This is a genomic window from Streptomyces sp. SLBN-31 (assembly GCF_006715395.1).
Classification (GTDB): domain Bacteria; phylum Actinomycetota; class Actinomycetes; order Streptomycetales; family Streptomycetaceae; genus Streptomyces.
Map to the genome: position 1 here is coordinate 1729532 of NZ_VFNC01000002.1, position 25886 is coordinate 1755417.

The 25886-nt window shown below is 70.6% G+C and carries 22 protein-coding genes and 2 tRNA genes; 8 read left to right on the plus strand and 16 right to left on the minus strand.

Features of this window, described 5'->3' with window-relative positions; translation table 11 throughout:
• Positions 1-95: 95 nt before the first annotated feature.
• Together FBY22_RS27935 and FBY22_RS27940 are read left to right on the plus strand one after the other, a co-directional pair.
• Positions 96-2294: an elongation factor G-like protein EF-G2 gene (locus FBY22_RS27935; RefSeq protein ID WP_142150522.1), complete on the plus strand. Its 2199-nt coding sequence runs from the start codon at positions 96-98 to the stop codon at positions 2292-2294.
• Between the two features lie 297 nt (positions 2295-2591).
• On the plus strand, positions 2592-4253 hold the full coding sequence (locus FBY22_RS27940; protein ID WP_142150524.1) for a hypothetical protein: 1662 nt from the start codon (positions 2592-2594) through the stop codon (positions 4251-4253).
• A gap of 122 nt (positions 4254-4375) precedes the next feature.
• Here FBY22_RS27940 and FBY22_RS27945 read toward each other — a convergent pair whose 3' ends face one another.
• Positions 4376-4936: an HIT domain-containing protein gene (locus tag FBY22_RS27945; protein ID WP_142150526.1), complete on the minus strand. Its 561-nt coding sequence runs from the start codon at positions 4934-4936 to the stop codon at positions 4376-4378.
• Between the two features lie 67 nt (positions 4937-5003).
• On the opposite strand from FBY22_RS27945, the gene FBY22_RS27950 reads away from it, so the two are divergent.
• Positions 5004-5663, plus strand: coding sequence for a potassium channel family protein (locus tag FBY22_RS27950; RefSeq protein ID WP_142150528.1), 660 nt, complete (start codon positions 5004-5006; stop codon positions 5661-5663).
• 32 nt (positions 5664-5695) lie between these two features.
• Here FBY22_RS27950 and thrS read toward each other — a convergent pair whose 3' ends face one another.
• From thrS to FBY22_RS27965, 3 genes are all read right to left on the minus strand, one after another.
• A complete protein-coding gene (gene thrS, locus FBY22_RS27955; RefSeq protein WP_142150530.1) occupies positions 5696-7672 on the minus strand; it encodes a threonine--tRNA ligase in 1977 nt (658 codons plus the stop codon).
• Between the two features lie 110 nt (positions 7673-7782).
• A complete protein-coding gene (locus FBY22_RS27960; protein ID WP_142150532.1) occupies positions 7783-8952 on the minus strand; it encodes a hypothetical protein in 1170 nt (389 codons plus the stop codon).
• Positions 8953-9005: 53 nt separating this feature from the next.
• A complete protein-coding gene (locus tag FBY22_RS27965; RefSeq protein WP_142150534.1) occupies positions 9006-9572 on the minus strand; it encodes a DUF4365 domain-containing protein in 567 nt (188 codons plus the stop codon).
• Between the two features lie 169 nt (positions 9573-9741).
• Here FBY22_RS27965 and FBY22_RS27970 point away from each other — a divergent pair, with 169 nt between their 5' ends.
• Positions 9742-10467, plus strand: coding sequence for a 3'-5' exonuclease (locus FBY22_RS27970; protein WP_142150536.1), 726 nt, complete (start codon positions 9742-9744; stop codon positions 10465-10467).
• Positions 10468-10505: 38 nt separating this feature from the next.
• Here FBY22_RS27970 and FBY22_RS27975 read toward each other — a convergent pair.
• Both FBY22_RS27975 and FBY22_RS27980 read right to left on the minus strand, forming a co-directional pair.
• A tRNA-Val gene (locus FBY22_RS27975) sits at positions 10506-10577 on the minus strand.
• A 39-nt stretch (positions 10578-10616) separates the two neighbouring features.
• The gene (locus FBY22_RS27980) at positions 10617-11063 is read right to left on the minus strand and encodes an SRPBCC family protein (protein ID WP_142150538.1); all 447 of its coding nucleotides are present in this window, start codon (positions 11061-11063) and stop codon (positions 10617-10619) included.
• A gap of 102 nt (positions 11064-11165) precedes the next feature.
• Here FBY22_RS27980 and FBY22_RS27985 point away from each other — a divergent pair, with 102 nt between their 5' ends.
• Positions 11166-13751 carry an SCO7613 C-terminal domain-containing membrane protein gene (locus FBY22_RS27985; RefSeq protein ID WP_260845185.1) on the plus strand — a complete coding sequence of 862 codons (2586 nt, stop codon included), beginning with the start codon at positions 11166-11168 and terminating at the stop codon, positions 13749-13751.
• Between the two features lie 84 nt (positions 13752-13835).
• Here the strand turns inward: FBY22_RS27985 and FBY22_RS27990 are convergent, their stop codons facing one another.
• The 7 genes from FBY22_RS27990 to FBY22_RS28020 form a co-directional block, all read right to left on the minus strand.
• Positions 13836-16571 (minus strand): Tat pathway signal sequence domain protein, encoded by a 2736-nt coding sequence (locus FBY22_RS27990; RefSeq protein ID WP_142150542.1) that lies wholly within the window; start codon positions 16569-16571, stop codon positions 13836-13838.
• A 116-nt stretch (positions 16572-16687) separates the two neighbouring features.
• Complete coding sequence (locus FBY22_RS27995) at positions 16688-17278, minus strand: hypothetical protein (RefSeq protein ID WP_142150544.1); 591 nt, start codon at positions 17276-17278, stop codon at positions 16688-16690.
• A 10-nt stretch (positions 17279-17288) separates the two neighbouring features.
• A complete protein-coding gene (locus FBY22_RS28000) occupies positions 17289-18176 on the minus strand; it encodes a carbohydrate ABC transporter permease (RefSeq protein ID WP_142150546.1) in 888 nt (295 codons plus the stop codon).
• Complete coding sequence (locus FBY22_RS28005; protein ID WP_142150548.1) at positions 18173-19129, minus strand: carbohydrate ABC transporter permease; 957 nt, start codon at positions 19127-19129, stop codon at positions 18173-18175. The genes FBY22_RS28000 and FBY22_RS28005 overlap by 4 nt, the downstream gene beginning before the upstream one ends.
• A 32-nt stretch (positions 19130-19161) precedes the next feature.
• A complete protein-coding gene (locus tag FBY22_RS28010) occupies positions 19162-20451 on the minus strand; it encodes an ABC transporter substrate-binding protein (protein ID WP_142150550.1) in 1290 nt (429 codons plus the stop codon).
• 735 nt (positions 20452-21186) lie between these two features.
• A tRNA-Val gene (locus FBY22_RS28015) sits at positions 21187-21258 on the minus strand.
• 57 nt (positions 21259-21315) lie between these two features.
• Positions 21316-21795, minus strand: a complete 480-nt coding sequence (locus tag FBY22_RS28020; RefSeq protein WP_142150552.1) for a TIGR02611 family protein — start codon at positions 21793-21795, stop codon at positions 21316-21318.
• A gap of 201 nt (positions 21796-21996) precedes the next feature.
• On the opposite strand from FBY22_RS28020, the gene FBY22_RS28025 reads away from it, so the two are divergent.
• Entirely contained in the window at positions 21997-22410 is a 414-nt protein-coding gene (locus FBY22_RS28025) for an SsgA family sporulation/cell division regulator (RefSeq protein WP_004002642.1), read from the plus strand.
• A 260-nt stretch (positions 22411-22670) separates the two neighbouring features.
• On the plus strand, positions 22671-23231 hold the full coding sequence (locus tag FBY22_RS28030) for a CGNR zinc finger domain-containing protein (RefSeq protein ID WP_142150554.1): 561 nt from the start codon (positions 22671-22673) through the stop codon (positions 23229-23231).
• Between the two features lie 71 nt (positions 23232-23302).
• Here FBY22_RS28030 and FBY22_RS44295 read toward each other — a convergent pair whose 3' ends face one another.
• The gene (locus FBY22_RS44295; protein ID WP_174267277.1) at positions 23303-23455 is read right to left on the minus strand and encodes a hypothetical protein; all 153 of its coding nucleotides are present in this window, start codon (positions 23453-23455) and stop codon (positions 23303-23305) included.
• Positions 23456-23609: 154 nt separating this feature from the next.
• Positions 23610-24053 (minus strand): hypothetical protein, encoded by a 444-nt coding sequence (locus tag FBY22_RS28035; protein WP_142150556.1) that lies wholly within the window; start codon positions 24051-24053, stop codon positions 23610-23612.
• A 237-nt stretch (positions 24054-24290) separates the two neighbouring features.
• Between FBY22_RS28035 and FBY22_RS28040 the strand changes: the two genes are divergently transcribed.
• On the plus strand, positions 24291-24800 hold the full coding sequence (locus FBY22_RS28040; RefSeq protein WP_142150558.1) for a DsbA family protein: 510 nt from the start codon (positions 24291-24293) through the stop codon (positions 24798-24800).
• Positions 24801-25051: 251 nt separating this feature from the next.
• Here the strand turns inward: FBY22_RS28040 and FBY22_RS28045 are convergent, their stop codons facing one another.
• Positions 25052-25876: a GNAT family N-acetyltransferase gene (locus FBY22_RS28045; RefSeq protein ID WP_142150559.1), complete on the minus strand. Its 825-nt coding sequence runs from the start codon at positions 25874-25876 to the stop codon at positions 25052-25054.
• Positions 25877-25886 lie beyond the last annotated feature (10 nt).

Sequence of the window (25886 nt, forward strand, 5' to 3'; positions counted from 1 at the left end):
GCTCGAAGAACCGCGGGCGTCATCGGAGCCGTCACCGCACGCGGCCCCGTACGCCCGCGCCCACAGTGACCTCACCGTGCACGGGAGGCAGGATCATGGGCGACAAGGCGAACACACACCCCGGAGCCGCCGGCAGGGCAACAGCGGCCGACCACCCCGCGTCCGTACGGAATGTGGTGCTGGTCGGCCACTCCGGATCGGGCAAGACGACGTTGGTGGAGGCCCTCGCGCTGACGGCGGGGGCGGTGAACCGGGCGGGCCGCGTGGAGGACGGCGGCACCGTCTCCGACTACGACGAGATCGAGCACCGGCAGAACCGTTCGGTGCAGCTCTCCCTGGTGCCGGTCGAATGGGACGGCATCAAGGTCAACCTTCTGGACACCCCCGGATACGCCGACTTCGTCGGTGAGCTCAGGGCCGGTCTGCGAGCGGCGGACGCGGCCCTTTTCGTCGTCTCCGCCTCCGACGGCGTGGACGGCTCGACGCGCATGGTGTGGGAGGAGTGCGCGGCCGTCGGCATGCCCCGGGCGATCGTCGTCACGCACCTGGAGGCGGCCAGGGCCGACTTCGAGGAGATGACGCGCACCTGCGCCGAGGCCTTCGGCGGTGACGACCCGGACGCCGTGCTCCCGCTCTACACGCCGCTGCACGGTCCCCAGGGCCCCGACGGGCACGCGCCCGTGACCGGGCTCGTCGGGCTGCTGTCGCAGAAGCTGTTCGACTACTCGACCGGCGAGCGCAAGGAGTCGGAGCCGGGTGAGGACCAGCTGCCGCAGATCGAGGAGGCCCGCAACCGGCTGATCGAGGGGATCATCTCGGAGAGCGAGGACGAGACCCTCATGGACCGCTACCTGGGCGGCGAGCAGATCGACGTCAAGACGCTCATCGAGGACCTGGAGCGGGCCGTGGCGCGCGGGGTGTTCTTCCCCGTCCTGGCCGCCGCCCCGGCGGGCGAGGGCGCCAAGCAGGGGCTCGGCACGGTGGAGCTGCTGGAACTGATCACCGGCGGTTTCCCGACACCGTTCGAGCACCCCACGCCCGGGGTCACGACCATCGACGGCAAGCCCCGCGAGATCAAGGCCTGCGACACCGAGGGCCCGCTGGTCGCCGAGGTCGTCAAGACGGCCTCCGACCCCTACGTCGGCCGGGTCTCCCTGGTCCGCGTCTTCTCCGGCACCCTGCGCCCCGACCAGACGGTGCACGTCTCCGGGCACGGACTGTCCGACCGCGGGCACGAGGACCACGACGTCGACGAGCGCATCGGCGCGCTGTCCACGCCGTTCGGCAAGCAGCAGCGGCCCGTGACGCACGGCATCGCGGGCGACCTGGTGTGCGTGGCCAAGCTGGGCCGCGCCGAGACCGGCGACACGCTCTCGGCCAAGGAGGACCCGCTTCTGATGGAGCCGTGGGAGATGCCCGACCCGCTGCTGCCGCTCGCCATCGAGGCGCACAGCAAGGCGGACGAGGACAAGCTCTCGCAGGGCCTGTCCCGGCTGGTCGCCGAGGACCCGACGATGCGGCTCGAACAGAACCAGGACACCCACCAGGTGGTCCTGTGGTGCCTGGGCGAGGCACACGCGGACGTGGCGCTGGAGAGGCTGCGCAACCGCTACGGCGTCCAGGTCGACGTCGTACCGCACCGGGTCTCCCTGCGGGAGACGTTCGCGACCAAGTCGGGCGGGCGCGGCCGGCACGTGAAGCAGTCCGGCGGGCACGGGCAGTACGCCATCTGCGAGATCGACGTGGAGCCGCTGCCCGGCGGCTCGGGCATCGAGTTCGTGGACAAGGTGGTCGGCGGCGCGGTGCCGCGGCAGTTCATCCCGTCGGTCGAGAAGGGCGTGCGCGCCCAGGCGGCCAAGGGAGTCGCGGCCGGTTACCCGCTGATCGACGTCCGGGTGACGCTGCTCGACGGCAAGGCGCACTCCGTGGACTCCTCGGACGCCGCCTTCCAGACGGCGGGCGCGCTGGCGCTGCGGGAGGCCGCGGCCGACGTGAAGATCCACCTGCTGGAGCCGGTCGCCGAGGTGAGCGTGCTGGTCGGCGACGACTACGTGGGCGCCGTGATGAGCGACCTGTCCGGGCGGCGGGGCCGGGTGCTGGGCACGGAGCAGACCAGCGGCGGCCGCACCGTCGTACGGGCCGAGGTGCCCGAGATCGAGATCGGACGGTACGCCGTGGACCTGCGCTCCCTCTCGCACGGCACCGCGCGGTTCAACCGTTCCTACGCGCGGCACGAGCCGATGCCGTCGCAGATCGCGGAAAGGATTCGTGAAGAGGCGCGTCAGGCCTCGTAGTTGGCACCGGGTGCTCCGCAAGTGGCGTGCGGGGGGCACGCGGACGGCTTTCGCGGAAGGCTCCCCTCCGCGTCGGCGGGCGGCTTCGGCCGTCCGCCGACGATTGTCGGTGGCTGCGGATACGCTGATGACAAGCTGATCAAGTTTCCGCGCGGGAGCGTTCGTCGGTCGACTCGTCGTCGAATCAACTCGTGGTCGAATCAACGCATCTGCGCGATGACCTGATCAACAGGTGTGCGGAGCAAGGAAGTCGGGAAGAGCCGCAGAGGCGGTATCGGGCGGCGATCGGGGGCGGGAATGACCGTTGAGAGCGGCTACGGGGACATCTTCGGTCCACAGGTGCCGCGTACGGGCGACGAGAGCCAGACGGCGACGTTCGCGCTGGCCTCCGCGGCCTACCGGGACAACCCGGTGCTGGACATCAAGAAGGCCGACAACGAGTGGCACCAGACCGAGGTCAAGCCGGGGCGCTCCTGGGCAGGAATATTCCGGCCCAACCTGGGCGAGGCCTTCTCCCGGGCGATCGTCGACCGCATGCTGGGCCCGGGCCGGAAGCCGCTCATCCAGTCCTTCGGCTCCGAGCCGCAGGTCGCCGTGGAGCACGCCCTCGCGGCGAACAACATCCGCAAGGCCCGCGACCAGATGCTGTCCATCGTGATGGTGCTGTGCGGGGTGCTGTTCCTGCCCGGCCTGCTCGTCTGGCTCCTGGTCTTCCAGATCCGCATGGCCGTCTCCCGCACCGCGGACCGGCGGGCCGGCGCGATGGGCACGACGCTCCTGGTGGCCGTGGGCGCCCTCGCGGTGATCTTCCTGATCCGTATGCCGTTCAGCGGGTTCTGGGCCTGGTACGCGCGCGCGTGCGTCGTGATGCCCGTCGTCGGCTGGTTCTGGGCCAAGCAGATCTGCGAGCGCACGGCGAAGGACCTGCGCGGGCGCTGGGACAGCCTGCTCGCCGGCAGCAGCGTCGGCGCCAAGGTGCCCGAGGCGGTGCCCACCAGCCCCGGTGAGACGAAGGCGGACGCGCTGCGCCAGGCACTGGCCAGGCTCGCCGCCGAGCAGCAGTCCAACTCCGTGTTCTACGCCGGGCCCAAGGGCATCCTCGGCATGGGCACGCGCTGGGGCAGCTGGCAGCTCGCCGAGGACCTGGTTCCGGCCGACCCCAGCCGCGAGATCCACCCCTTCCGCAGCTGGGACGTGATCAGGGCGATCCACGACGACCTGCGCATGCTGGAGCGGAACACCATCAACACCGGTGGCTTCCCGACCCCGTCCGTGCGGCACTGGGTCGTCACGCCGATCGCGGAGGGCGCCAAGGCCGTCTCGCGGCCCGAGGGCACGGACGTGGACGCCTTCCAGGTCAAGACGCACGCCATACAGGACATCTGCAACAAGCAGCAGTTCGGCGCGGGCGACCGGCACTATCTGGGCGTGCAGTGGACGCTGTGGGACGGCCAGCTGGTCATCACCATGATGATCACGGTGACGGTGCTGCACCAGACGCTGCGCATCGAGGTCACCGGCCATGCGCTCGGCCCCGTCAACGGCCTGTTCACCAGCAAGCCCGAGGCACCCTCCAAGGAGGTCCAGAAGTCGTTCAAGCCGTGGGAGACCCGCAAGGTGGCGCTTCCGCTGGTCGACACCGACGAGGTCGTACGGCTGGCCGTGCGCGCCCCGCTCTCCTGGTACCCCCCGCTGCTGAACTGGCTCGGCGGCACGATAGCCCTGCCCGAGCCGTTCGGCCTGCGGCACGCGTGGGCCGATCAGCCCTGGCGGCACCGCTTCATGGCCGACGACGCGCTGCGCGCGGCCACGCCGGTGCTGCGGGTGGTGCACTCGGCGGCGATACGGGTGTTGCAGGAGAACGGCGTGGACACGGAGCAGTTCGGCACGAGGTCGGCGTTCCTGAGCACGCAGGTGCAGGATCCGACGCCTCGGAAGGCCGACGTGTACGACGCGTGAGCCTCCGGCGGTTCGGCGGAGGCTGGGTGCGCGTCTCTGGGGGCTGCGCCCCAGGCCCCCCTTCGGCCTTCGGCCTCGTCCTCAAACGCCGGACGGGCTCAATGGTGCCGGACGCGGCTTGATCAGGTCGTCGGCCACGCCTCCGCCAGCATCTTCCTGGTGTCCGCGAGGAGCTGGGGCAGGACGCGGGTGTGGCCCACCACGGGCATGAAGTTCGTGTCGCCGCCCCAGCGGGGCACGATGTGCTGGTGGAGGTGGGCCGCGATGCCGGCGCCCGCGACCGTGCCCTGGTTCATGCCGATGTTGAAGCCGTGGGCGCCGGAGGCCGTGCGCAGGGCCGTCATCGCCTGCTTGGTGAGGGCGGCCAGCTCGATCGTCTCGGCGTCCGTGAGGTCCGTGTAGTCGGCGACGTGCCGGTAGGGCACCACCATGAGGTGGCCGCCGTTGTACGGGTAGAGGTTGAGGACGGCGTAGACCTGCTCGCCGCGCCTGACGATCAGCCCGTCCTCGTCGGACTTGGCCGGAATCGAGCAGAAGGGGCAGCCGTCGTCGGCCCCGGGGCCGGTCGGCTTGTTCTCGCCCTGGATGTAGGCCATCCGATGGGGCGTCCACAGACGCTGGAAGGCGTCCTGGGTGCCCACTCCCCACTGCTGCTCCGGCTCACTCGTCATGCAGTGCAGCATATGGCGTCGCCCGTTCGCGGCGTGTCGGCGGGGTTGTGGGAAAAGCCCGCCGCGCCAAGCTGGGCTCGTGGACGATGACACTCGCAGAGAAAAACGCTGGGAGCAGCGCACCGAGCTGCCGCTCGCCGTCGCCTCGCTGGCCTTCCTCGCCTGCTACGCGGTCCGCGTCCTGGCGCCCGGTCTGAGGGACCCGCTGCAGGATCTGGCCTTCGCGGTGCTGCTGGCGTCCTGGGTGCTGTTCGCCGTCAACTTCGCGGTGATGTGGCGCCTGAGCGGCCAAGGACTGGGCTACATCCGCAGGCATCCGCTGGACGCGGTGGTGGTGATCCTGCCGCTGCTGCGCCCGCTGCGGGTGGTCAAGGTCTACGAGGCCGTCCAGCGCCGGCACGGCAAGCCGCGGCTGGCTCTGCACGCGCGCGTGATCGCCTACTCGGGGCTCGCCACCGTCCTGCTCGGCTTCGCCGGAGCCCTCGCCGTCTACCAGCAGGAGCGCGGGGCGCCGGACGCGTCCATGAAGTCGTTCGGGGACGCGGTCTGGTGGGCCTGTGCCACCCTCACGACCGTCGGCTACGGCGACATCACCCCGGTGACACCGCTGGGCCGGGTGATCGCGGTCGGGATGATGGTCATCGGGCTGGCGCTGCTGGGTGCGGTGACCGGCACGTTCGCCTCCTGGCTGCTGCAGGTGTTCGCGCGGGAGGACGACGAGAGGCCCCCGGGAGGCTGAGCTCCCGAGGGCCTGCGCGGGCCTGCGAACGATCAGACCTGCGCCCGCTCCTCCACGACCTTCACGATCTTCGCGATGGCCTCGTCGAACGGGATGCCGTTCTCCTGCGAGCCGTCGCGGTAGCGGAAGGACACCGAGCCGCCCGCCATGTCCTCGTCGCCCGCGATGACCATGAAGGGCACCTTCTGCTTCTGGGCGTTGCGGATCTTCTTCTGCATGCGGTCGGAGGAGGAGTCGACCTCGACGCGCAGGCCCTTCTTCTTCGCCTCGGCGGCGAACTTCTGCAGGTACTCCACGTGCCCGTCGCCGATCGGGATGCCGACCGCCTGCACCGGGGCCAGCCAGGCCGGGAAGGCACCCGCGTAGTGCTCCAGGAGCACCGCGAAGAACCGCTCGATGGAACCGAACAGGGCGCGGTGGATCATGACCGGGCGCTGCTTGGAACCGTCCGGGCCGGTGTACTCCAGGTCGAACCGCTCGGGGAGGTTGAAGTCGAGCTGGATCGTCGACATCTGCCAGGTGCGGCCGATGGCGTCCTTGGTCTGGACGGAGATCTTCGGACCGTAGAAGGCGGCGCCGCCCGGGTCGGGCACCAGGGGAAGGCCCTGCTTCTCGGCGACCTGGCGGAGGGTCTCCGTGGCCTCCTCCCAGGCCTCGTCGGAGCCGACGAACTTCTCCGGGTCCTTCGTCGACAGCTCCAGGTAGAAGTCGGTCAGGCCGTAGTCGCGCAGCAGGCCGAGGACGAAGGTGAGGGTCTTGTCGAGCTCCTCCGACATCTGCTCGCGGGTGCAGTAGATGTGCGCGTCGTCCTGGGTGAAGCCCCGCGCGCGGGTCAGGCCGTGCACGACGCCCGACTTCTCGTACCGGTACACGGTCCCGAACTCGAAGAGGCGCAGCGGCAGTTCACGGTACGAGCGGCCGCGCGCGTCGAAGATCAGGTTGTGCATCGGGCAGTTCATGGGCTTGAGGTAGTAGTCCACGCCCTCGTCGAGCTGCATGGGCGGGTACATGCCGTCGGCGTACCAGTCCAGGTGCCCGGACGTCTCGAAGAGCTTCCCCTTCGTCGCGTGCGGGGTGTAGACGAACTCGTAGCCCTCCTCCTCGTGCCGGCGGCGCGAGTAGTCCTCCATGACGCGGCGGATGATGCCGCCCTTGGGGTGGAAGACGGCGAGGCCGGAGCCGATCTGCTCCGGGATGGAGAACAGGTCGAGTTCGCTGCCCAGCTTGCGGTGGTCGCGCTTCTCGGCCTCGGTGAGGAAGTCGAGGTAGCCCTTCAGCTCGTCCTTGGACGGCCAGGCGGTGCCGTAGATGCGCTGGAGCATGGGGTTCTTCTCGCTGCCGCGCCAGTAGGCGGCCGCGTTGCGCATCAGCTTGAACGCCGGGATGAGGCGGGTGGAGGGCAGGTGCGGACCGCGGCAGAGGTCCTTCCAGCACAGCTCGCCGGTCTTGGCGTCCAGGTTGTCGTAGATCGTCAGCTCGCCGGCGCCGACCTCGACGTCCGCGCCGTCGTCGCTGGAGGCGGAGCCCTTGAGGCCGATGAGTTCGAGCTTGTACGGCTCGTTCGCCAGCTCCTCGCGGGCCGCCTCGTCGGTCACCGCACGGCGCGAGAAGCGCTGCCCGCGCTTCTGGATCTCCTGCATCTTCTTCTCGATGGCCTTGAGATCCTCGGGCGTGAACGGCTTCTCGACGTCGAAGTCGTAGTAGAAGCCGTCCTTGACAGGCGGGCCGATGCCCAGCTTGGCCTCGGGGAAGAGCTCCTGCACGGCCTGCGCCATGACGTGCGCGGTGGAGTGGCGCAGGATGTTCAGGCCGTCCTCGGAGGAGAGCTCGACACCCTCGACGGTCTCGCCGTCCCGGACCTCGTACGCGAGGTCCTTCAGGTCCCCGGCCACGCGTGCGGCGATGATCGAGCGCTCGCCGGCGAAGAGCTCGGCGGCCGTAGTGCCCGTCGTCACCACGCGCTCTTCCCGCTCGGAATCGCGTTGGATGATCACACGGACGTCTGACACCGGTCTCTCCTGACTGAAGGTGGGTGCGGCGCCATACCAGGAGCGCGCGCATTAGGGGATCGTACCGACCCCGGCCCACCGACCGCGAAACGGTCACCGGCGCAGGGCGCTCAGTCGCACTCCTCGCCGCCGCACGCCTCCTCGAAGAAGTCGAGGTTCTCGTGCAGCGCCTTCATCAGCCGGTCCCGTTCGGCGTCGTCCACCTGCACCGGTACGACGCCCTCGGCGCCGGTCAGCCGCCGGAAGCCGCCCCGGCTCTCCAGCCGCCCGCGCACCCGCACCGGCAGTCCCACGAGGTGGGCGTGCCCGGCGATGCGGTAGTCCTCCTCGTCCAGGGTGACGCGGACGTGCGGTATGTCGGCGCCGGCGAGCACCCGCAGCCGTACGCTGCCCTCGCCGCGCGGCCCCGACCTGCGCATCCGGATCACGGCTCCGGTGACGTGGACCGGCACGGACGGCTCGTCGCGCAGGAAGCGGGCTCCTGCCTCGCGCAGCACGGGCAGGTCACCCGGCGAGAACTCCACGGGCTCGACACCCGCGACGCAGTCCTCGGGCACCCCGGCGGCGGGCGCCCACTCGACGGCGATCCGGGCGCCCTCGGTGCCGCGCACGAGGGCGATCAGCGCCTCGGTGAGCTCGCGGCTGACGCCCGCCTCCACGGCCCCGTCGAAGGCGTCCATGCCGCCGGTGGCCCGTCGGTAGTCGACGGCCTCCCGGGCCGCGTACAGGGCCTGCTGGAGGCGCACGGCGAGGCGTCGGCCGGTGCCGACGGGCACGAAGGCGGTGAGCCGGCCGCCGCCGGTCGCGGGGCCGACGAGGATGCTCTCCAGCAGGGCGGCGGCGGCACGGCGGTGCCGGGCGCCGTAGTAGCCGGCACGCGCGCGTGTGGCGAGCGCGGCGGCGAGCAGCATCTGGCGGGCGGCGGAACGCAGCTGTTCCTCGACCACCCAGGGCGCGGCGTCGGCGGGGCCGGCGGGGACGTCGCGGCACCAGCGGACCTCGTCGCTGGGCACGGCGAGGCCGACCAGGATCTCCCGTGCGGAGGGGGTACCGCTGCGGGTGAGGGCATCGAGGGCCTCGCCGAGCAGGTCGTCGCTGTCGGGAAAGGCGCGGCTCTCGGGCACCAGGAGGCTCGTGCCGCTGCCGCCGGGCCCGGGCGGGGTCCAGCGGCCGTAGCGTCCGGCGGCACCGCCCCGGCGCTGCCAGCCGTGCCGGTGCAGCAGAGCCCCGAGCACGGCGGGGTCGACCTCGCCGGGCTCGGGCGGAGGCTGCCAGGCCACATCCACAGGGTGCGGCCGCACCTGTCGGGCCGGCTCCTGAAGGGGGCGGTGCGTCATGGTCTGCCTCCCGTCCCGACCCGCGTCATGATCTCGCACAGCGCTCGGTCGTCGAAGATGCGTGAGGTCGGAACGCGGACGGTGGTGCGGGTGCGGCCGGTGACCGGGTGGCCGGCGAGGTTGACCCAGTAGCAGCAGTGCCGCAGGTCGAGGCGGTCGTGGCTGGCCCTGAGCCAGTCGTCCTGGGTCCTCGGGACGAGCATCACGACGAGGATCTTGTGCACCGAGACCGGGGTGCGCGCGAGCTTGCGCAGATGGCCGTTGTCGAGCGTGAAGGAGAAGAAGCGGCCCGGTGGGTTCGGCGGGACCTGGTAGGTGCACTTCAGCTGCACCTTGATGGTCACCTCGTCGTCGACGGTGTGCCCGGGCGAGCCGTGACTGACGTGCCAGTCGATGCCGTCGTCCGGAAACGGTTGCGACAGCGAGCAGCCGGCCGCCGCGGCGACGGCGTGCAGATAGCCCACCTGCAGTGTCTCCATGCACGCGGTGGTGGCGAGTGTGCCGCGAAGGGGGCCCGTGCGTTCGGGCAGCAGCCCGCTCCGCTCGGGCTGCGCTATCGCCATGACCGAACAGCCTTCCAAGCCGAGTGATTCCCCGTAGCGGGCCGCTGAACTGCAAAGACCCGTACTTCTGTTGTGTCCTTCCGGCGTAGTGCGCAAACAGCCCGGGTATCACCAAACGGGCAGAAGACGGGTCGTCAGCTGCCGGGCGTGATGGAGGAGTTGGGTAGGCATGACGTGCTGGTACGAGGGGCCCCTCGCGGCCTTCGACACGGAGACCACGGGCGTCGACGTGGAGACCGACCGGATCGTGTCGGCCGCCGTCGTCGTCCAGGACGCGCCGGGCAGCCGGCCCCGGGTGACCCGTTGGCTGGTCAACCCCGGTGTGCCGGTGCCCGAGGCGGCGACGGCGGTGCACGGTCTGACGGACGAACACCTGCAGCGCAACGGCCGCTGGCCGGCGCCGGTGGTGTACGAGATAGCGGAGGCGCTGGCCGAACAGGCGGCGATGAACCGGCCGTTGGTCGTGATGAACGCGCCCTTCGACCTGACGCTGCTGGACCGCGAGCTGCGCCGGCACCGCGCCTCGTCGCTGGACCGCTGGCTGCAGGCCTCGGCGCTGCGGGTGCTGGATCCGCGGGTCCTGGACAAGCACCTGGACCGCTACCGCAAGGGCCGTCGCACCCTGACGGATCTGTGCGCGCACTACGAGGTGACGCTGGACGGCGCGCACGACGCGGCCGCGGACGCGCTGGCCGCGCTGGACGTCGTACGGGCGCTCGGGCGCCGTTTCGCGGCCCGGCTGGAGCGCCTCTCCCCCGCCGAGCTGCACTCGCTGCAGGCGACCTGGCACGCGGCGCAGGCCCGCGGGCTGCAGGCGTGGTTCGCCCACAGCGGCACCGACGAGATCGTGGACACCTCGTGGCCGCTGCGTCCGGACCTGCCGGCGGCGGCATGAAAAAAGCCGGTCCGCTGCTGCGGACCGGCCTTCCCCGGTGGGCGATACTGGGTTCGAACCAGTGACCTCTTCGGTGTGAACGAAGCGCTCTCCCACTGAGCTAATCGCCCGGGAACGCACTGAACCATACAGGTCTCCACGGGTTTCCTTCAAACCGCTTCCAGGTGGGCGGCCAGCCCGCGCCGTCCGGAGCGCATCATGATCCGGTGGTTGGCCCTGAACACCGGCCGCCCCGGGATCGCGAACCGCCTGAGCAGGGGCTTGTTCACGTCGACGACCTGCTCGTAGCGGGCGAGGGTGCCGGTGCCGTCCGCCGTGAGCGTCCAGCGCGCCCAACCCTCGAGGTCGCCGGTCATGGAGATCTCCAGGACGCCGGCCCCGGGGTCGCGGCGCGCCTCGCGTGCGGTGAACCACAGGTCGTACGGGAGGACGGAGCGGATCCGGATGATGCCGCTGGTGTCGTCGAGCCGGGTGACCTCACGGATCTGCGGCCACCACCGGGGGTAGTCGTCGGCCCGCTCGAGCGCCTCGTACACGACGGCGGGCGGCGCGGTCAGCCGCCACAGGCTGCGGAAGCGGTAGTGCGACCAGTCCATGGGAGGAGTCTGCCCGCACCTGGTGCTTTCGTGCGGGATCTGAGTAGCCACTGAGTACCTGCGCTCATGTCCTACGGCGTGACCGGGACCACACTTCGTGGCATGACGCATGTTCCGCCCCCGGCCGAGGAGTTGCGGCTCCTCGACGCCGAGCTGTGGCAGCTCGACAACCGCCGGGCCCAGTTGCTCGCACGCCGCGCCTGGCTGGTCGCGGCCCTGCAGGCGGTACCGCAGCCGCCCGGCGCTCCGGCGCCGCACGCCATGCCGGCCCGGCCCGAGACGGACGCACCGCGCGTACAGAACGTGCTGCTCCTTCTCGGCGGTGTGCTGCTCACCGTCGCCGCCATGGTGTTCACGCTGGTCAGCTGGGGGCACCTGGGGATCGCCGGGCGCGCCGCGGTGCTCGGCGTGCTCACGCTCGGCGTCCTCGCGGCGCCGGTGCCGCTGCTGCGGCGCGGGCTGCGCTCGACCGCCGAGTCGGTGGCCGGGCTCGGGCTGGCGCTGACGGCGCTGGACGCGTACGCCCTGCACGAGACCGTGTTCGCGGGTACGGACGGCACGGCCTACGCGGCCGCGTCCACGGCGACGCTCGCGGTCCTGTGGGTGGTGTACGGCCTGCTGCCGCGCACGTCCACCCTGCGGCTGCCGGTCCCGGCGGCGCTGGCCGCCGCCCAACTCCCGCTGCTGCTCTGGGCCCTGGCCGCCGAGACCGGACCGTACGGCTGCGCCGCCGCGCTGCTGGTGACGGCCGGACTCGACGCGGTGGTGGCCCTTCGCCCGAGCCCCGTGCCCGTACGTCTCACGGCCGCCGTCGGCGCGTACGGCATGGGCGGCTGGGGTGTCCTGACGGCCGGCTGGCTCTCCTGGACCGCAGCCGGCCCGAGCGCCGCCGCCCGTGCGGCGGCGCTCCTCCTCCTCGCGGCGGGAATCACGGTGGGGGCGTCGTGGCGACTCGCCACGCAGGCCGCGGCCGGGATCGGGGCGGATGCCGCCGGTGCGGCCTCCGGTGGCCCGACCACCGGCGAGGCGGCCCAGGCGGGTGTCGAGCCTCAGGCCGGGGCGGATGCAGCGGCGGCGGCCGGCGAAACGACGCAGACGGCTGCCGCCCAGGCGGGTGCCGGGACGTCTGCCGTCGGCGTCGGTGCCGCGTGGCGTGGTGGAGCCGCTGGTCGGGCGTCGTCCGACCTTGTCGGCGGGGCGGTCGGTCATGCGGTGCTCGGGGCGCTGCTCCTGGTATTGGCCGGTGGCGGCCTGCTGCGGGTGCCGCTGCCCGGAGAGTGGACCGTGCCCGCTTATCTGGCCTGCGGGGTCGCGTTGCTCGCGGCGTTGCGGGGGCCGCTGCCGATGGCCGTCCGGCACGGTTTCGTGTGGGCCTCCGGCGCGGTGCAGGCGATCGCCGCCGTGTGTGCGCTGCCGCTGGTCGTCGTCGCGCTCCTCGGTCCGCTGGGCTGGGCGCGGGAGCCCTGGTCCGGGGTTCCCTCGGACGCGCGGGCGGCGGTGACCGTCCACACGCCCTGGCCGGCCTTCCCGACCCAGGTGCTCCTCGCCCCCGTGGTCGTGGCCGTCGTACTCGCTCTGCTGGTGCGCGAGGGGACCTGGCGGCCGAGGGCGCTGACCGGTGCGACGGTCCTCGCGTGGGTGACCGTCATGACGGTCCCGTCCGCTTTTGAACTCCCCTACCTCGTCGCCCTGTTGGTGCCGGGCCTCGTCACCGCCGCCGCCCTGGCGGTGGCAGCTTCCCGCCCGCATCCCTGGATCACGCTCGCCGTCGGCACCTCCGTCCCCCTCGTCTTCCTCGCCCTCCCCTCCCAGTCGGCCACCCTCGCCGTGCTGTCCGCCCTGACCCTGCTGTTCGCTGCCGCGTCCCTGCGCCCGCGGCTGACGCCGGTGACCGCGCCGACCGCCCTCGTCCACGCCACCGCGCTGGCCTGCGCGACGGGCGCGGCGGCGGACTGGGCCCCGCAGCACACGGCCCTGCTGGTCCTGGCGGTGCCGACGGCCGCGGCCCTGCTCGCCGCACGCCTCGGCGATCCGCGCGCCACCGTGCCGGTCGAGGCGTCGGGCATCGCCGCCGCCGTACTCGCGATCGGTCTCGCGAGCCCGGACCGGCCGATGCTCGCGCTGGTGCTGGCCCTGTGCGGGGTGCTCGCCGCCGGTACGGCCGTACGCCCGGACCGCCGTCCCGTCGGCTACGCGGCCGCCGCCCTGTTCGTGCTGGCCGCCTGGGTGCGGCTGGCGGCCTGGGACGTCGGCACCGTGGAGGCGTACACCCTGCCGGTGACCGTCCCGGCGCTGGTCGTGGGCGCGATGCGCAGGCGCCGCGATGCCCGTGCCTCGTCGTGGACGGCGTACGGTCCCGGCCTGGCCACCACGCTGCTGCCGAGTCTCGCCGCGGCCTGGGCCGACCCGCACTGGGTGCGCCCGCTCCTGCTGGCGGCGGCGGCCCTGCTGACCACCCTGCTCGGCGCCCGGCACCGTCTCCAGGCCCCGCTCGTCCTCGGCGGCTCGGTGCTGGTCCTGGACGCCCTGCACGAACTGACGCCCTATCTGGTCCAGTTGACCGGAGCGCTCCCCCGCTGGGCCCCGTTCGCCCTGGCCGGCCTCCTCCTGCTCACCCTGGGCGCCACCTACGAACGCCGCCTGAGCCAGGCCCGCCAACTCCGCCAATTCCTGGGAGGCATGCACTGAAACACGCCCCGAAAGGGGCGGCGGGGAACTGCGCGACCAGCCACAACGGTCCCGCAGTTCCCCACAGCCATTCCCTGAACGGCGCTACGGCATCTTGTCCCCCAGCAACGCCAGATTCTCGATCGCGGCGAGCCCGTACAACGCCGTGTCGTTCGACGACACCCAACTCGCCTCGCTGCCCGCGACCAGTGCCATCGGCCCGCTCACCGCCTCCGTCTTCCACGGCGAGGACTCCGTGTACCCGTCGGAGCCGTAGAACTTCGTCCACGCCCGCTTCGCCAGCGCGGCGTCCCCCGTCTGCACGGCGGCGTACGCGTCCAGCCGCGAATGCCCCTGGAAGAGCAGGAGCGTGCCGAAGTCGGAGCCGTAACGGGCCTTCTGCTCGGCCTTGGTGGCGTTGAAGTACCGGCAGTAGTCGAAGTAGGCGTCGTTGAACTTCGGCATGTCGATCAGATCGATCAGCTCGGCGCACAGCTCGTTGAGGCCGAAGACCGCGGACAGGTGGGACACCGACACCACCGGCGTCGAGGCGACCGCGAATCTGCCGGTGTCGAGGTCGTACAGTCCGCTGCCCTGGACGAATCCATTGGGCTGGGCGGCGATGCCCTCCATCGTCGACAGCACGCGCGCCTTGGCCTTCTCCCACTTGGGTCCCTTGCGCTCCCACTCGGTCAGCCAGGCGGACACCAGCCCGCTCCAGTCCGTGCCGAAGCCGATGGACAGGGCGTGCCGGTCGGGCGTGTAGGGATCGGTGCGCACCTTGCGCTGCGGGTCGAGGACGAGGAAGGTCTCGTCGGAGTCGACGTTGGCGTGCATGAGGTCGCCGACCCGCTCGTCGGCGGTGAGGAAGTAGTAGAAGCGCCGGTACGTGGTGTTGGCGATGCGCTGCTGCTTGGCGCTGTCGGCGTAGTGCTGGACGCCGTGCCGGGTGCCCAGGCCCGCCCACTTGCCGAGGTGATAGACGTCGACTTCGCCGGTGTGCCGGGTCATGGCCTCGGCGAAGCGGAAGATGTCCGCCCGGCCGCTCCTCAGATACGCGTACCAGAGCCACAGGTCGGGCGACAGCTCGGAGTTGTCCCAGGCGTAGCCGCCGATGTCGTAGCGCCACACGTGCCGCACGGTGTCGTACGTGTGCATGATGTCGCCGTAGTCCCAGAACCCGTACCAACGGCGTTGCTCCACCTGGTCCTTGTAGTAGGTGAAGAGGAAGTCGAGGTGGTCCTCGATCTTCGCCTTGGCCGGGGTGGAGCGGTCCGGCTCGGAGTACAGGCCGGGGCCGAAGACCTTGGCCTTGATGAGCTGCCTGGGCGGGGCGACGAGCTGGGGCAACGTCCGTACGACCTCGACCTGTTGGGCGAGGGCGTCCGCGGAGGGTGTCGACTCGTTGGCCCAGAAGAGCAGTTCCGAGGTGCGGGCGATGCCGTAGGGGGTGCCGAACTCGGGCTCGTAGTCCTCGTAGGTGATGTTGAGGCCTTCGAGTTGCTTGGCGTAGGTGTCCTGGCCCATGCCGTCGTGGTAGAAGCGCAGGTCCATGGGTTGCGCCTCTGGCGACCACAGCCAAAGAGTGACCTCGGCCTCGTCGGTGTGGGCGTCGCGGATGTCGAGCTGGGCGGGGTGCTTCTCCCAGAAGTCCCTCAGACCGAAGGAGAATCCGCCGCTCGCGCCGCCGACGTACCCGAAGCCGGAGGCCCGCTTGCCGCCGCCGGCGCCGATCCAGCCGTACCCCTTCTTGGTGCGCTTGCGCAGCGTGAACCCGTCGGCGGAGAGCTGGGCGAGGGTGTAGTCGCCCCACTCCGGGATGTACTGCAGCCTGGTGGTGACCCGCTGGTCCCAGGTGGCGGGGTCGGGCAGTTTCCGCCCCGCGTACTGGGCGGCCTGGACGGCGGCACCGGGGTCGCGGCGCAGGCCGGTGATGCCCTTGACGGCCTCCCGCAGCAGGCCCTTGCCCTCGCCTCCGATGCGGATGTGCCGGTCGTAGGCGGCGTCCCGCATGGGTACGGAGAAGCGGACGCCCAGCCCGCGGATGAAGTCACCGCTCGCCTTGCCGGGCTCCTGCGTTCCGTCGTAGGTGATGGTGTGGACCATGCGGAAGGAGTCGGCACCGGCGTAGAAGTACAGACGGATGGAGAACGGCAGCCAACTCCGGCTGCCCTTGCGGTGCTTGCCGTCGATTCGGACGACGGCGCGGACCGGCCCGTCCTGCTCCACCGTCACCTCTCCGATGGCGCCGTCGAAGCGCTCGGTCCTGACGGTGCCCTGGTCCTCGTCCTCGATCTCCGGCTGGCGGATGAGCACGAGCCGGCCGTTCCTGGCGATCTCGGTGGAGCCGCGCCGGACCGACTTGACGAGGGTGGAGCCGTCCTTGCCGATCTTCACGGTGATGACGCCGGTGGAGACGTCGACCGTGCCGCCGCTCCTGTCGACGGTGACCTTCTTGTCGGGCGCGGCCGCGTCACCGGCGGCGAGGGTGAGCTTGCCGGAACCCGAACTGACGGCGTGCGCGGTCCACTTGAGGGACCCGTCGGGCCAGTACGCGAGCGGCCAGGTCTGTACGGGGACTGCCTTGCCGTCGGCGTCCGTGAGCGCGAAGGTCTGGTCGGCCTCGTACGCGCCCTTCGGCCAGGGGACACCGACCGTGGAGCCCGGCGCGGCGCCGAGGCCGCCGTCCTCCAGCCAGTCCAGGGTCACCGGATCGGCGTCGGCGGTCTCGGCTCTGGGCGCGGCCTGCGCGTCCTTGGCGCCCAGCGCCCAGCTGAACTGTGCGGCGGCTCCGGCGACGGCGGCCGCCTTGAGGAGGGACCTGCGGGGGATGGGAGACATGAGGCTTCAGCCTTTCCTTTCCGTGCGGGAAGCGTGCGTTCCTTGCATCTGGTCAGGGGCATGACAGAGAGAGGTGCGGCACCGATGGCTCCGACCTTGTGCGCGGGCACCGCCCGTCAGCGGTGCCGGTACCGCTCCTCCACGGCGACGGCGGCCGCGGCGACGGCCCCCAGGACGGGGACCGCCAGCGGCACGACGAACCAGGCGGACAGGGCGACCAGCGCCAGCCCGCCGATGAGCAGGAAGGAACCGGCGGGATCGAGGACGGTACGGCGGACGGCGGCGCCGAGCAGGGTCCGCCAGCTCTCGCCCGGTGCCCAGACCGCCGACGCCCGCAGCCCGGCGACGGGGGCGCCGATCAGCGCGAACAGGCCGACGGCACCGACCAGCGGCCCGCCGGGAATCCCTGCGCGTACCGCCTGGACGTCCACCCAGACCACCGCCGCCGCGGCCCCGCCAGCGAGCCCCACGGCCCAGCCGCCGCGCAGGGCCGTACGGAAGTCGTCCGTGAACTCCCGCAGGCCGCCGCCCCGGTGGGCGGTGCGGCGCCGCAGATGCCGTGCACCGGCCGCGAACGCCGCCGGGTAGGTGACCACACCGAGCGAGGCCACCGCGATCCACACACCGGTGAGCAGGCACTCGGCGAACACGGCGAACCGCTCGGCGAGGACGGACTCCTTACGTGCCTTCACGCGCGCCTGGACCATGGTGACCGCCTCAGCCCTTCAGTCCGGAGGTCGCCATTCCGTCGATCAGATAGCGCTGGAAGGCGAGGAAGAAGAGCAGCACGGGCAGGAGCGCCACCAGCGACATCGCGATGAGGCCGCCGTAGTTGGCGGCGACGCCGTCGGAGTCGCGGAACATCATCATGCCGAGGGAGACGGTGTACTTGCCGGGCTCGTTGAGGTAGATCAGCGGGCCCATGAAGTCGTTCCAGGCGTTGATGAAGGTGAAGATGGCGCTGGTGATCAGCGCGGGCCGGCACAGCGGCATGACGATCGACCAGTAGATGCGCAGGTGCCCGCAGCCGTCGATCCGCGCCGCCTCGTCCAGTTCCCTCGGCAGGTTGCGCATGAACTGCACCATCAGGAAGACGAAGAAGGCCTCGGTGGCCAGGTACTTGCCCAGCAGCAGCGGCACATACGTGTTGATGAGCTCCAGCTTCTGGAACATCACGTACTGCGGGATGAGCAGCACGTGGTACGGCAGCAGGAGCGTGCCGATCATCAGGGAGAACAGCAGGTTCCGTCCGGCGAACCTGATCTTGGCGAAGGCGTACGCGGTGAGCGAGCAGGAGATGAGGATGCCGACGACGGCCCCGCCCGCGTAGAACAGGGAGTTCTGGAAGAAGGTCCAGATGGAGATGTCGGCTATGCCGTCGGCCAGGCCCTTGAAGTTGCCGAGGACCGGGTGGGACGGGAACAGCTGCAGGCTGTTGATGATGTCCTTGCTCGGCTTGAACGAGGCGCCGATGACCCACAGCACGGGGTACAGGATGACCGCGAGGATCAGCAGCGCCCCGATGTGCCAGGCCAGGGAGCCGGTCCGCCTGTGGCCCAGGGCCGGCGGTTTCGTGACGGCGGGCTCGGTCGTGGTCGCGCTCATCGGGCGTCCTCCTCGTAGTGCACCCACTTCTTCTGCGACCAGAACAGGACGGCGGTCACCAGGGCGACGGCGAGCAGCAGCATCCAGGCCATCGCGGAGGCGAAGCCCATCTGGGCGTTCTTGAAGCCCTGCTGGTAGAGGTAGCAGGTGTAGACGAGCGTGGCGTCGGCCGGACCGCAGTAGGTGTTGGAGACGACGTAGGCCGAGCCGAAGATCTGGAACGAGTGGATGGTCTCCAGCAGGACGTTGAAGAACAGCACCGGGGAGATCATCGGGAGCGTGATGCTCCAGAACTTGCGCAGGGCCCCCGCGCCGTCCAGTTCGGCGGCCTCGTAGAGCTCCCTCGGCACCTGCTTGAGACCGGCCAGGAAAATGACCATGGGAGCGCCGAACTGCCACACGGTGAGCGCGACCAGGCAGTACAGGATCCAGTCGGGGTTGCCGACCCAGCCGCCGGCGTGGATGCCGACGATGGACAGGGCGCGGTCCACGATGGCGTTGTCGGAGAAGATCGAGCGCCAGACGAAGGCCACGGAGACGCTCGCGCCGATGAGCGAGGGGGCGTAGAAGGCGGCCCGGTAGAAGGCCTGGCCCCGGCGGCTCTGCGCGAGCAGGAGGGCGACCCCGAGCGCGAGCAGCAGCTTGAGCGGAGTGCCGATGATGACGTACTTGGCGGTCACCTCGACCGACTTCTGCCACCGCGGGTCGTCGAACATCTTGGTGAAGTTGTCGAGCCCCACCCACTTCGGGGTGTTGAAGAGGTTGTAGTCGGTGAACGCGAAGTACAGCGAGGCCACCATGGGGCCCGCGGTCAGGAGCAGGAAGCCCGCGATCCACGGGGACATGAACAGATAGCCGGCCAGGTTCTCCCGGCGGCCCCGCCGCTTCTCGGCGGCGGGGGCGACGGAGCGGACCTTGCGGGCGGTGGGCGGTGAGTCCTTGACGAGCGTCACGGTGCTTCCCAATCGGTTCCGGTGCGGTCCGGTCAGGCCTGGAAGGCGGCCTGCGACTCGTCGAAGAACTGCTTCACCGCGGCGGAGACCGACGACTTGCCGAGAGCGAGGTCGCCGCCGATGCGCAGGAAGGCCGCCTCGATGGTGTCGGCGCCGGAGGGGTGCGGGGTGATCGTGCCGAGTACGCCCGCCTTGGCGGTGTCGGCCTCGTACTGCGCGATCTCCTTGTTGACGGCGTCCGTCGGCTTGAACGCGTCGTACTGCTCGGTGGAGGCGAGGATGCCCCGGTCGTAGCCCATGATCCTGCCGACCTCGGGGTCGTGGACCATGAAGTCGATGAACTGGGCGACCTCCTTGGGGTGCTGGGTGCGCGCGGAGGCGCTCAGCATCAGGGAGGCGAGGTACTGGCCGGTGTGCTTGCCGTCGGTCGTCGGGATCGGGGCGAGGCCGTACTCGCTGTCGCCCTCGGCGGTGTAGCGGACGGTGAAGTTGTCCCAGGTGAACTCCGAGGCGCCGTGCCCGGCGGAGAGGGATGACTTGGGCCGGTCCTGCGCGACGATCTTCGGGCTGGTGATGATGCCGGCCTTCGTGCGGTTGTAGCCGTCCTGCCACCACTCCGTCAGGTCGGCCTTGTCGAAGCCGAGTCCGTCCTTGGTGTAGAACGCCTTCCCGTTCTGGCGCAGGTACAGGTCGTACAGATACATGATGCTGAAGTAGCCGGTGTCCCCGGGGACCTTGGTCTTGTCGTAGACGGTCTTCAGGGCCTTGAAGTAGTCGTCCCAGGTCCAGCCGGCCGCCGGCTCGACGCCCGCCTTGCGGAAGACCTTCTTGTCGATGACCAGCGCCATGGTGTTGGAGCCGACGGGGACGCCGAGCTGCTTGCCGTCGACCTCACCGACCTTGGTGACGCCGGCACGGAAGTTGTCGAGGCTGAGATTGCCCGCGTCGATCTGCGACTTCAGGTCGAGCAGAACACTTCTCTTGTCGTACTTGCGAAGGAATGTGACGGCGTTTTGGAAAACGTCCGGGGGATTTCCGCCGGAGGCCTGCGTCTGGAACTTCTCCCAGAAAGACACGTAGTCCTGGAAGTCCGTCTTCACCTTGATCTTCGGATACTTCTTCTCGAAGAGCTTGATGGTCTGGTTGATCTTCTTGGCCCGCTCGTCGGCACCCCACCACGAGTAACGGATCGTCACCGTTCCATCGGCCGAGGTGCCGCTGTCGCCTCCGCACCCGGTCGTCGCGGCCAGCCCCAGCGTGGCCGCGGTGACCCCCGCGGCCTTGAGGATCGTACGCCTCTCAACATCCCTGCTGGTTCCCACAGTCGGGCCCTCCCCGGCATCGTCGCCGCATGCATGAATCGTTTCAAGTAAGCGCTTGCTGGCACAAGTTACGGAGGGGCTCGGGGTGCGTCAATGATTCGGACAGGAATTTCTCGAGGGACTCGCGGGAGGGCGGGTGACGGAGGGCGACGGGTGGGTGGGAGGCGCGGGGCGAATGCGCAGGTGAGGGGCTTGCGGTTGGGGGGCCGAACGAGTTGGGAGCCCTGGGGGGCTGGGAGTGTGCGGCTGAAAATGGTTTGGGGGGAGGGGAGTTGACGGGGCGTTTGGCGGTGGGGGGCGGGGCGAGAGTGAGGTGTGGTCGAACGGGGTGGGATGGGGGTGGAGCGGGAGTGGAGCGGAGGTGGAACGTGGGGTGTACGCGGTGCGTGGTGCAGGCGCCGCGGAGCGCAGGCGCGATCAAGCGCCTGCCACGAGACAGCGCGCCTTGATCGAGACGCGTCTTCCACAGACTCGGCCACCTAGCCCACGGTGAACGCCCCTCTCACCGGAACATCGCACCCCGCAGCCCGCGGGCCCGCGCCGCCGCGACCGGCTCAGCCCGCACCGCCGAACACGGCGCCCCGATCGGCTCAGCCCGCACCCGTCCCGCGCACAGGCGCCGTCGCAGACCCCGGGCCCGCCGCCCACTCGCACACCCGCAAGCGCCCACTCACACACCCGCACAAAACAACGGTGGCCCACCTGCACTGATGCAGATGGGCCGCCGTTTCCGGGTGGGCGATACTGGGTTCGAACCAGTGACCTCTTCGGTGTGAACGAAGCGCTCTCCCACTGAGCTAATCGCCCGGGCGCAGGAAGAACATTACCCCATGTCAGGCGGCGCCCCGCACCCTCGCACGAAGATCACTGGTCCTCGATCTTCCAGGGCATCACGACCCCGAACTTCCACAGGTAGACGCCGACCAGCACGCCGACGATCACGAGCCCCACGGCGGTCAGCGTGATGTTGCGCCGCCGCACCTTGGGGTCGAGGGCCCGCTGGGCCGCCTCCGTGACCTTGCGCTTGGTCCAGCGGAGCACCAGCTGGGCCCAGACGAACTCGGTCGCCCAGATGGCCATGCCGCCGAAGATCACGACCCAGCCGGGACCGGGCAGCGGCAGCATGACGATGCCGGCGCCGACGACCGCGAGCCCGACGACGAAGACGCCGACCTGCCAGCTCAGATGCAGTGCGCGGCGCCGCTTGATGAACCCCGGCGCCCTGGATCCGAGCCCCTGCTCATCCCGCACGTCGCCCGCCTCGGTGCCGCCCGCTTCGAACTCGCCCGGCGCCACGGCGACCTCGCCGCCCGCACCGCCTGTCCGGTTACTCCCCGTATCCATACGGCCAAACTTTACCTTACTTTACTGACCGGAAACCAGTCACCGGAATGGCCGTACCGTACGAAGGAGCTCTCGGCCGGAAGAGTTACGTAAACGCACGCAAAACACTCAGAGGGGTTTACAACGGCACCGTAGGTGGCATGTCGATTTCGCCGACGTGCGAATCCCCGAGCGCACACTGAGCGAAAGGCCCTGGCGCTTATGAACACCACGGTCAGCTGCGAGCTGCACCTGCGCCTCGTTGTGTCGAGCGAGTCCTCCCTGCCTGTCCCCGCAGGACTGCGGTACGACACGGCCGACCCCTACGCCGTGCACGCCACCTTCCACACCGGAGCCGAGGAGACCGTCGAGTGGGTGTTCGCCCGCGACCTCCTCGCGGAGGGCCTGCACCGCCCGACCGGCACCGGCGACGTCCGTGTCTGGCCGTCACGCAGTCACGGTCAGGGCGTCGTGTGCATCGCCCTCAGCTCCCCGGAGGGCGAGGCCCTGCTGGAAGCCCCGGCGCGGGCGCTGGAGTCCTTCCTGAAGCGAACGGATGCCGCCGTGCCTCCCGGCACGGAACACCGGCACTTCGATCTCGATCAGGAGCTCTCGCACATCCTGGCGGAGAGCTAGGCCGAGAGCCCACCAAGCCGCCCGGCGCCGTCGACTCGGGGAGACGGCTCGGGCCGGAACAACCGCATAGGGCTCACGCCGACGCCGTCCCGTTTTCGTCACGGGACGGCGTCGGCGTGTCCGCGCGCGTCCTCCTCCGCCTGCGGAGCGGCTTGTCCGGCGTCGCGTGACCGGCGGCACCGGTTCGTACGCCCTGGGACGCATTACCATCGGCCAGCATCGGCGGGCGTGTGCCCGACCCCCAGGCCAGGGAGCGAAACGTGCTGATCACCCACGACACCCGGTGCGCCCTCGACACCGTGGTCGATCTGGTGAACACCGCGCCGGAGGACGACACGACGCCGGACGCGCTGCCGGACGTCCCGGCTCTCGAGGAGTTCGTACGAAACCACGAGATCAGCGATGTCGGCGTGCTGTCGGAGTTCGACCTGTCGGCGGTGCGCAAGATCCGCGGCCGGTTCGCCTCGGTGTTCGCCTCGCCCGACGCGCGGAGCGCCGCCGGGTTGATCAATGAGCTGGTTGCCGCGGCGGGCACTACTCCCCGTCTCACGGACCACGACGGCTACGACTGGCATGTGCACTACTTCGCGCCGGGCGCCTCCGTCGCCGACCACCTGGCGGCCGACTGCGGGATGGCTCTCGCGTTCTTCGTGGTGGCCGGGGAGCAGGAGCGGCTGCGCCGCTGCGAGGCGCCGGACTGCCGGCGTGCCTTCGTCGATCTGTCCCGGAACCGGTCGCGGCGGTACTGCGACAGCCGCACCTGCGGCAACCGCCTGCATGTGGCCGCGTACCGGGCACGGCGCAAGGAGGCCGCGGGCTGAGGCCGGCCGGGGACGGTCCGGCGATGTCGACGTGGTCCCCGACGGGTGACGCCGGGGACCACGGGTACGGCTCAGAGCAGCAGCAGATCGTGCAGCGCAGCCATGAGCAGCAGACACCCGATCACCGCAAGGAAGATCATCAGCGGTGGCTGGGAAAGGGCGAAGAGGCATCCGCGCGGCTCGTCCTTCGGCGGCGCGGTATCGCTTGGTGTCGTGTCCAGCATCTCGCGGCGATGATGGCGCAATCGGCACCCTCGGCGCGATCAACACACCCGAAATGACCGGGAGTTCGCTGGATCCCGTGACGTCCCGTTTCGGGCGTGATCACTTAGGGACGACACGTTGGTCCACTGTGACGTTTCAGCCGTCATGCGCAGGTCATATGCCGTGCTTCTTCAGGATGGCCTCGATGTCGCTGAAGTCGTCCGCGGAGTCGCCTCGCGGCGCGGTCGCCGGCCGGGTCGAGGCGCGGGTGCCCGGACCGAGGGAAGGTGCGGAGGCGGTGGGGGCCGCCGCCGCGCGCCGTTCGGCCGCCCTGGCCTCCTTGCGCTCCTTGCGGGTACTGCCCCGGCGGCGCTCCACCGCGCGTGTGGTGGAGAACAGCAGCCAGGAGACGCCGAGCACGGCGAAGCCGGCCCAGGCGGTCACACTGAAGGCGGTGTCCGCCAGCCACTCGACGACCCCGGTCATCACCAGGCCGAGGGGCACCAGCGAGTAGGCGGCGATGCGCGCTGCAGCGAGGAAACGCTTGCGGTAGGCGGTGACCGCCGCGATGCCCAGGCCGGCCGCGGCCACGGCGGAACAGACTGTCTCGGCGATCATCCGGTCCTCCAGGGCGGGCTCGATCGAGCAGGGGCGGTTCGTCCCTTCCCTTCCATCCTGCACCGCCCGGGCCCCGCCGGGCCATGCCCCGGGCGGACATCAGGGACATCTCCGGGTCGACTCCTCCGCAGGTGCCGGTACCGGGCGCCTCCCCGGTAGTGGTTCGGGGCCGGCCCCGCAGGTCACCGGCGTGCCGGCCGATTGGGACTGCCGCGTCCGGGCTGGAAGACTGTCCCCATGAGCGACTCCTCCCCCGCCCCCGTCCTCGACGTCTGGTGCGAACTCCAGTGCCCCGACTGCCGAAGCGCCCTGGACGACCTGCGTGCCCTGCGCGCCCGTTACGGCGACCGGCTGGAGCTGCGCCTGCGCCACTTCCCGCTGGAGAAGCACAAGCACGCCTTCGCCGCCGCGCAGGCCGCCGAGGAGGCACTGGAGCAGGGCAAGGGCTGGGAGTACGTGGAGGCCGTGCTGGGCCGGGTCGAGGAGCTGGACCGTGCGGGCGAGTCATTCCTCGTCGAGGTCGCCCGGGAACTCGGTCTCGACGCCGAGGAGTTCGACACCGCGCTGATCGACGGCCGGCACATCCTGATCGTCGACGCCGACCAGGCCGAGGGCAAGGCGATCGGCGTCACCGGCACTCCGACGTATGTGATCGACGGGGAGCGCCTGGACGGCGGCAAGAGCCAGGAGGGCCTGCGCGAGCGGATCGAGGAGATCGCGGACCGGCTGCTCGCCGCAAACCCGTGAGCCGGCCGACCGCCACCTGCGCCTGGGGTCTGTCGTTTGGATCAGCTCGGCGTCGCGGAGTCTGGCACGCACTCCCCCAGAGGGGGCACCCCCAGCCGCGTTGTCGTCACTCGCCGACTCCCTCATCCGCCTTCCAGCTGCACGCTCCCCCACGCTCGAACACCCTCGCGCGGGAGCACCCCCCACGACCCCGCTCGGCTCGGCCGAAACGCACCGCCCCCTGCAGTCGACCTGACCCCAAACGACAGACCCTAGAGCAGGTCCTTGTACAGGTGGTAGGTGATCGTCTCGTAGCCGAGTGACTCGTAGAGCCGCTCGGCGGGGGTGTTGCCCGCGAAGACGTTCAGCTGGATGGCGGGGCGGCCGGCGGCCACACTCTGGGCCTCCGCGAGAAGCATCAGTGTGCGTCCGTGGCCCCGGCCGCGGTGGTTCGCGTCGGTCTCCACCTTGTAGACGAAGGCCTTGCCGTCGCGGGAGCCCGTCCACAGGACGCCGACCGCTTCCCCCTCGTGCTCCAGGACGCTCAGATCCATTCCCTGGGTGGCCGGCCCGTCCGGCAGGGCGAGGGTATGGTCCCGCTCGGCCTTGGCACGGGCTTCCGCCTCGGGCACCCCGCGCTCGATCCAGCTCTGGGCGTAGCTTTCCTTGTCCTGCTCCTGCCAGGGCCCGAACTCCTCCGGAGTCATGGGCCGGCCCCGGCTGCCCGCGGGCAGGTCGGGTGCGGTGGGGCCGAGCGGTTTCTCCATGTGACGGTTGCGGACGACGTAGCCGAGGGTGTGCGCCAGCCGGAGTGCCGCCTCGGCGCCGGCCGGCACCGACACCTCGACCCTTTTGCAGCCCCAGCCGCGCAACACCTCTTCGGCGGCGAGCGCGGCGACCGTGCCCCGGCCGCGCCGGCGGTCCGGTTCCTCGATGCTCAGGTCCAGGATCTGGGCCACCGATTCGCCGAATGCGGGATTCGTGGCGAGGTGCACCGTGCCCACGGGGCGGCCGTTCACGCACACCTGGTAGTGGCGCGACAGCGCCCCGTCGGCGGCACGTTGGAGCGGCTCGGTCGGCCGCAGGGTCGTCGTCATCAGGGGAGTT

What these genes read in the sequence shown, in the direction of transcription:
- FBY22_RS27935 (WP_142150522.1), top strand. Translation starts at nt 96, where the DNA reads ATGGGCGACAAGGCGAACACACACCCCGGAGCCGCCGGCAGGGCAACA.
- FBY22_RS28020 (WP_142150552.1), bottom strand. Translation starts at nt 21,795, where the DNA reads ATGGATACGGGGAGTAACCGGACAGGCGGTGCGGGCGGCGAGGTCGCC.
- FBY22_RS27940 (WP_142150524.1), top strand. Translation starts at nt 2,592, where the DNA reads ATGACCGTTGAGAGCGGCTACGGGGACATCTTCGGTCCACAGGTGCCG.
- FBY22_RS28040 (WP_142150558.1), top strand. Translation starts at nt 24,291, where the DNA reads ATGAGCGACTCCTCCCCCGCCCCCGTCCTCGACGTCTGGTGCGAACTC.
- FBY22_RS27985 (WP_260845185.1), top strand. Translation starts at nt 11,166, where the DNA reads ATGACGCATGTTCCGCCCCCGGCCGAGGAGTTGCGGCTCCTCGACGCC.
- FBY22_RS27980 (WP_142150538.1), bottom strand. Translation starts at nt 11,063, where the DNA reads ATGGACTGGTCGCACTACCGCTTCCGCAGCCTGTGGCGGCTGACCGCG.
- FBY22_RS28035 (WP_142150556.1), bottom strand. Translation starts at nt 24,053, where the DNA reads ATGATCGCCGAGACAGTCTGTTCCGCCGTGGCCGCGGCCGGCCTGGGC.
- FBY22_RS27995 (WP_142150544.1), bottom strand. Translation starts at nt 17,278, where the DNA reads ATGGTCCAGGCGCGCGTGAAGGCACGTAAGGAGTCCGTCCTCGCCGAG.
- FBY22_RS28000 (WP_142150546.1), bottom strand. Translation starts at nt 18,176, where the DNA reads ATGAGCGCGACCACGACCGAGCCCGCCGTCACGAAACCGCCGGCCCTG.
- FBY22_RS27945 (WP_142150526.1), bottom strand. Translation starts at nt 4,936, where the DNA reads ATGCTGCACTGCATGACGAGTGAGCCGGAGCAGCAGTGGGGAGTGGGC.
- FBY22_RS44295 (WP_174267277.1), bottom strand. Translation starts at nt 23,455, where the DNA reads ATGCTGGACACGACACCAAGCGATACCGCGCCGCCGAAGGACGAGCCG.
- FBY22_RS28045 (WP_142150559.1), bottom strand. Translation starts at nt 25,876, where the DNA reads ATGACGACGACCCTGCGGCCGACCGAGCCGCTCCAACGTGCCGCCGAC.
- FBY22_RS27990 (WP_142150542.1), bottom strand. Translation starts at nt 16,571, where the DNA reads ATGTCTCCCATCCCCCGCAGGTCCCTCCTCAAGGCGGCCGCCGTCGCC.
- FBY22_RS27970 (WP_142150536.1), top strand. Translation starts at nt 9,742, where the DNA reads ATGACGTGCTGGTACGAGGGGCCCCTCGCGGCCTTCGACACGGAGACC.
- FBY22_RS27965 (WP_142150534.1), bottom strand. Translation starts at nt 9,572, where the DNA reads ATGGCGATAGCGCAGCCCGAGCGGAGCGGGCTGCTGCCCGAACGCACG.
- FBY22_RS28025 (WP_004002642.1), top strand. Translation starts at nt 21,997, where the DNA reads ATGAACACCACGGTCAGCTGCGAGCTGCACCTGCGCCTCGTTGTGTCG.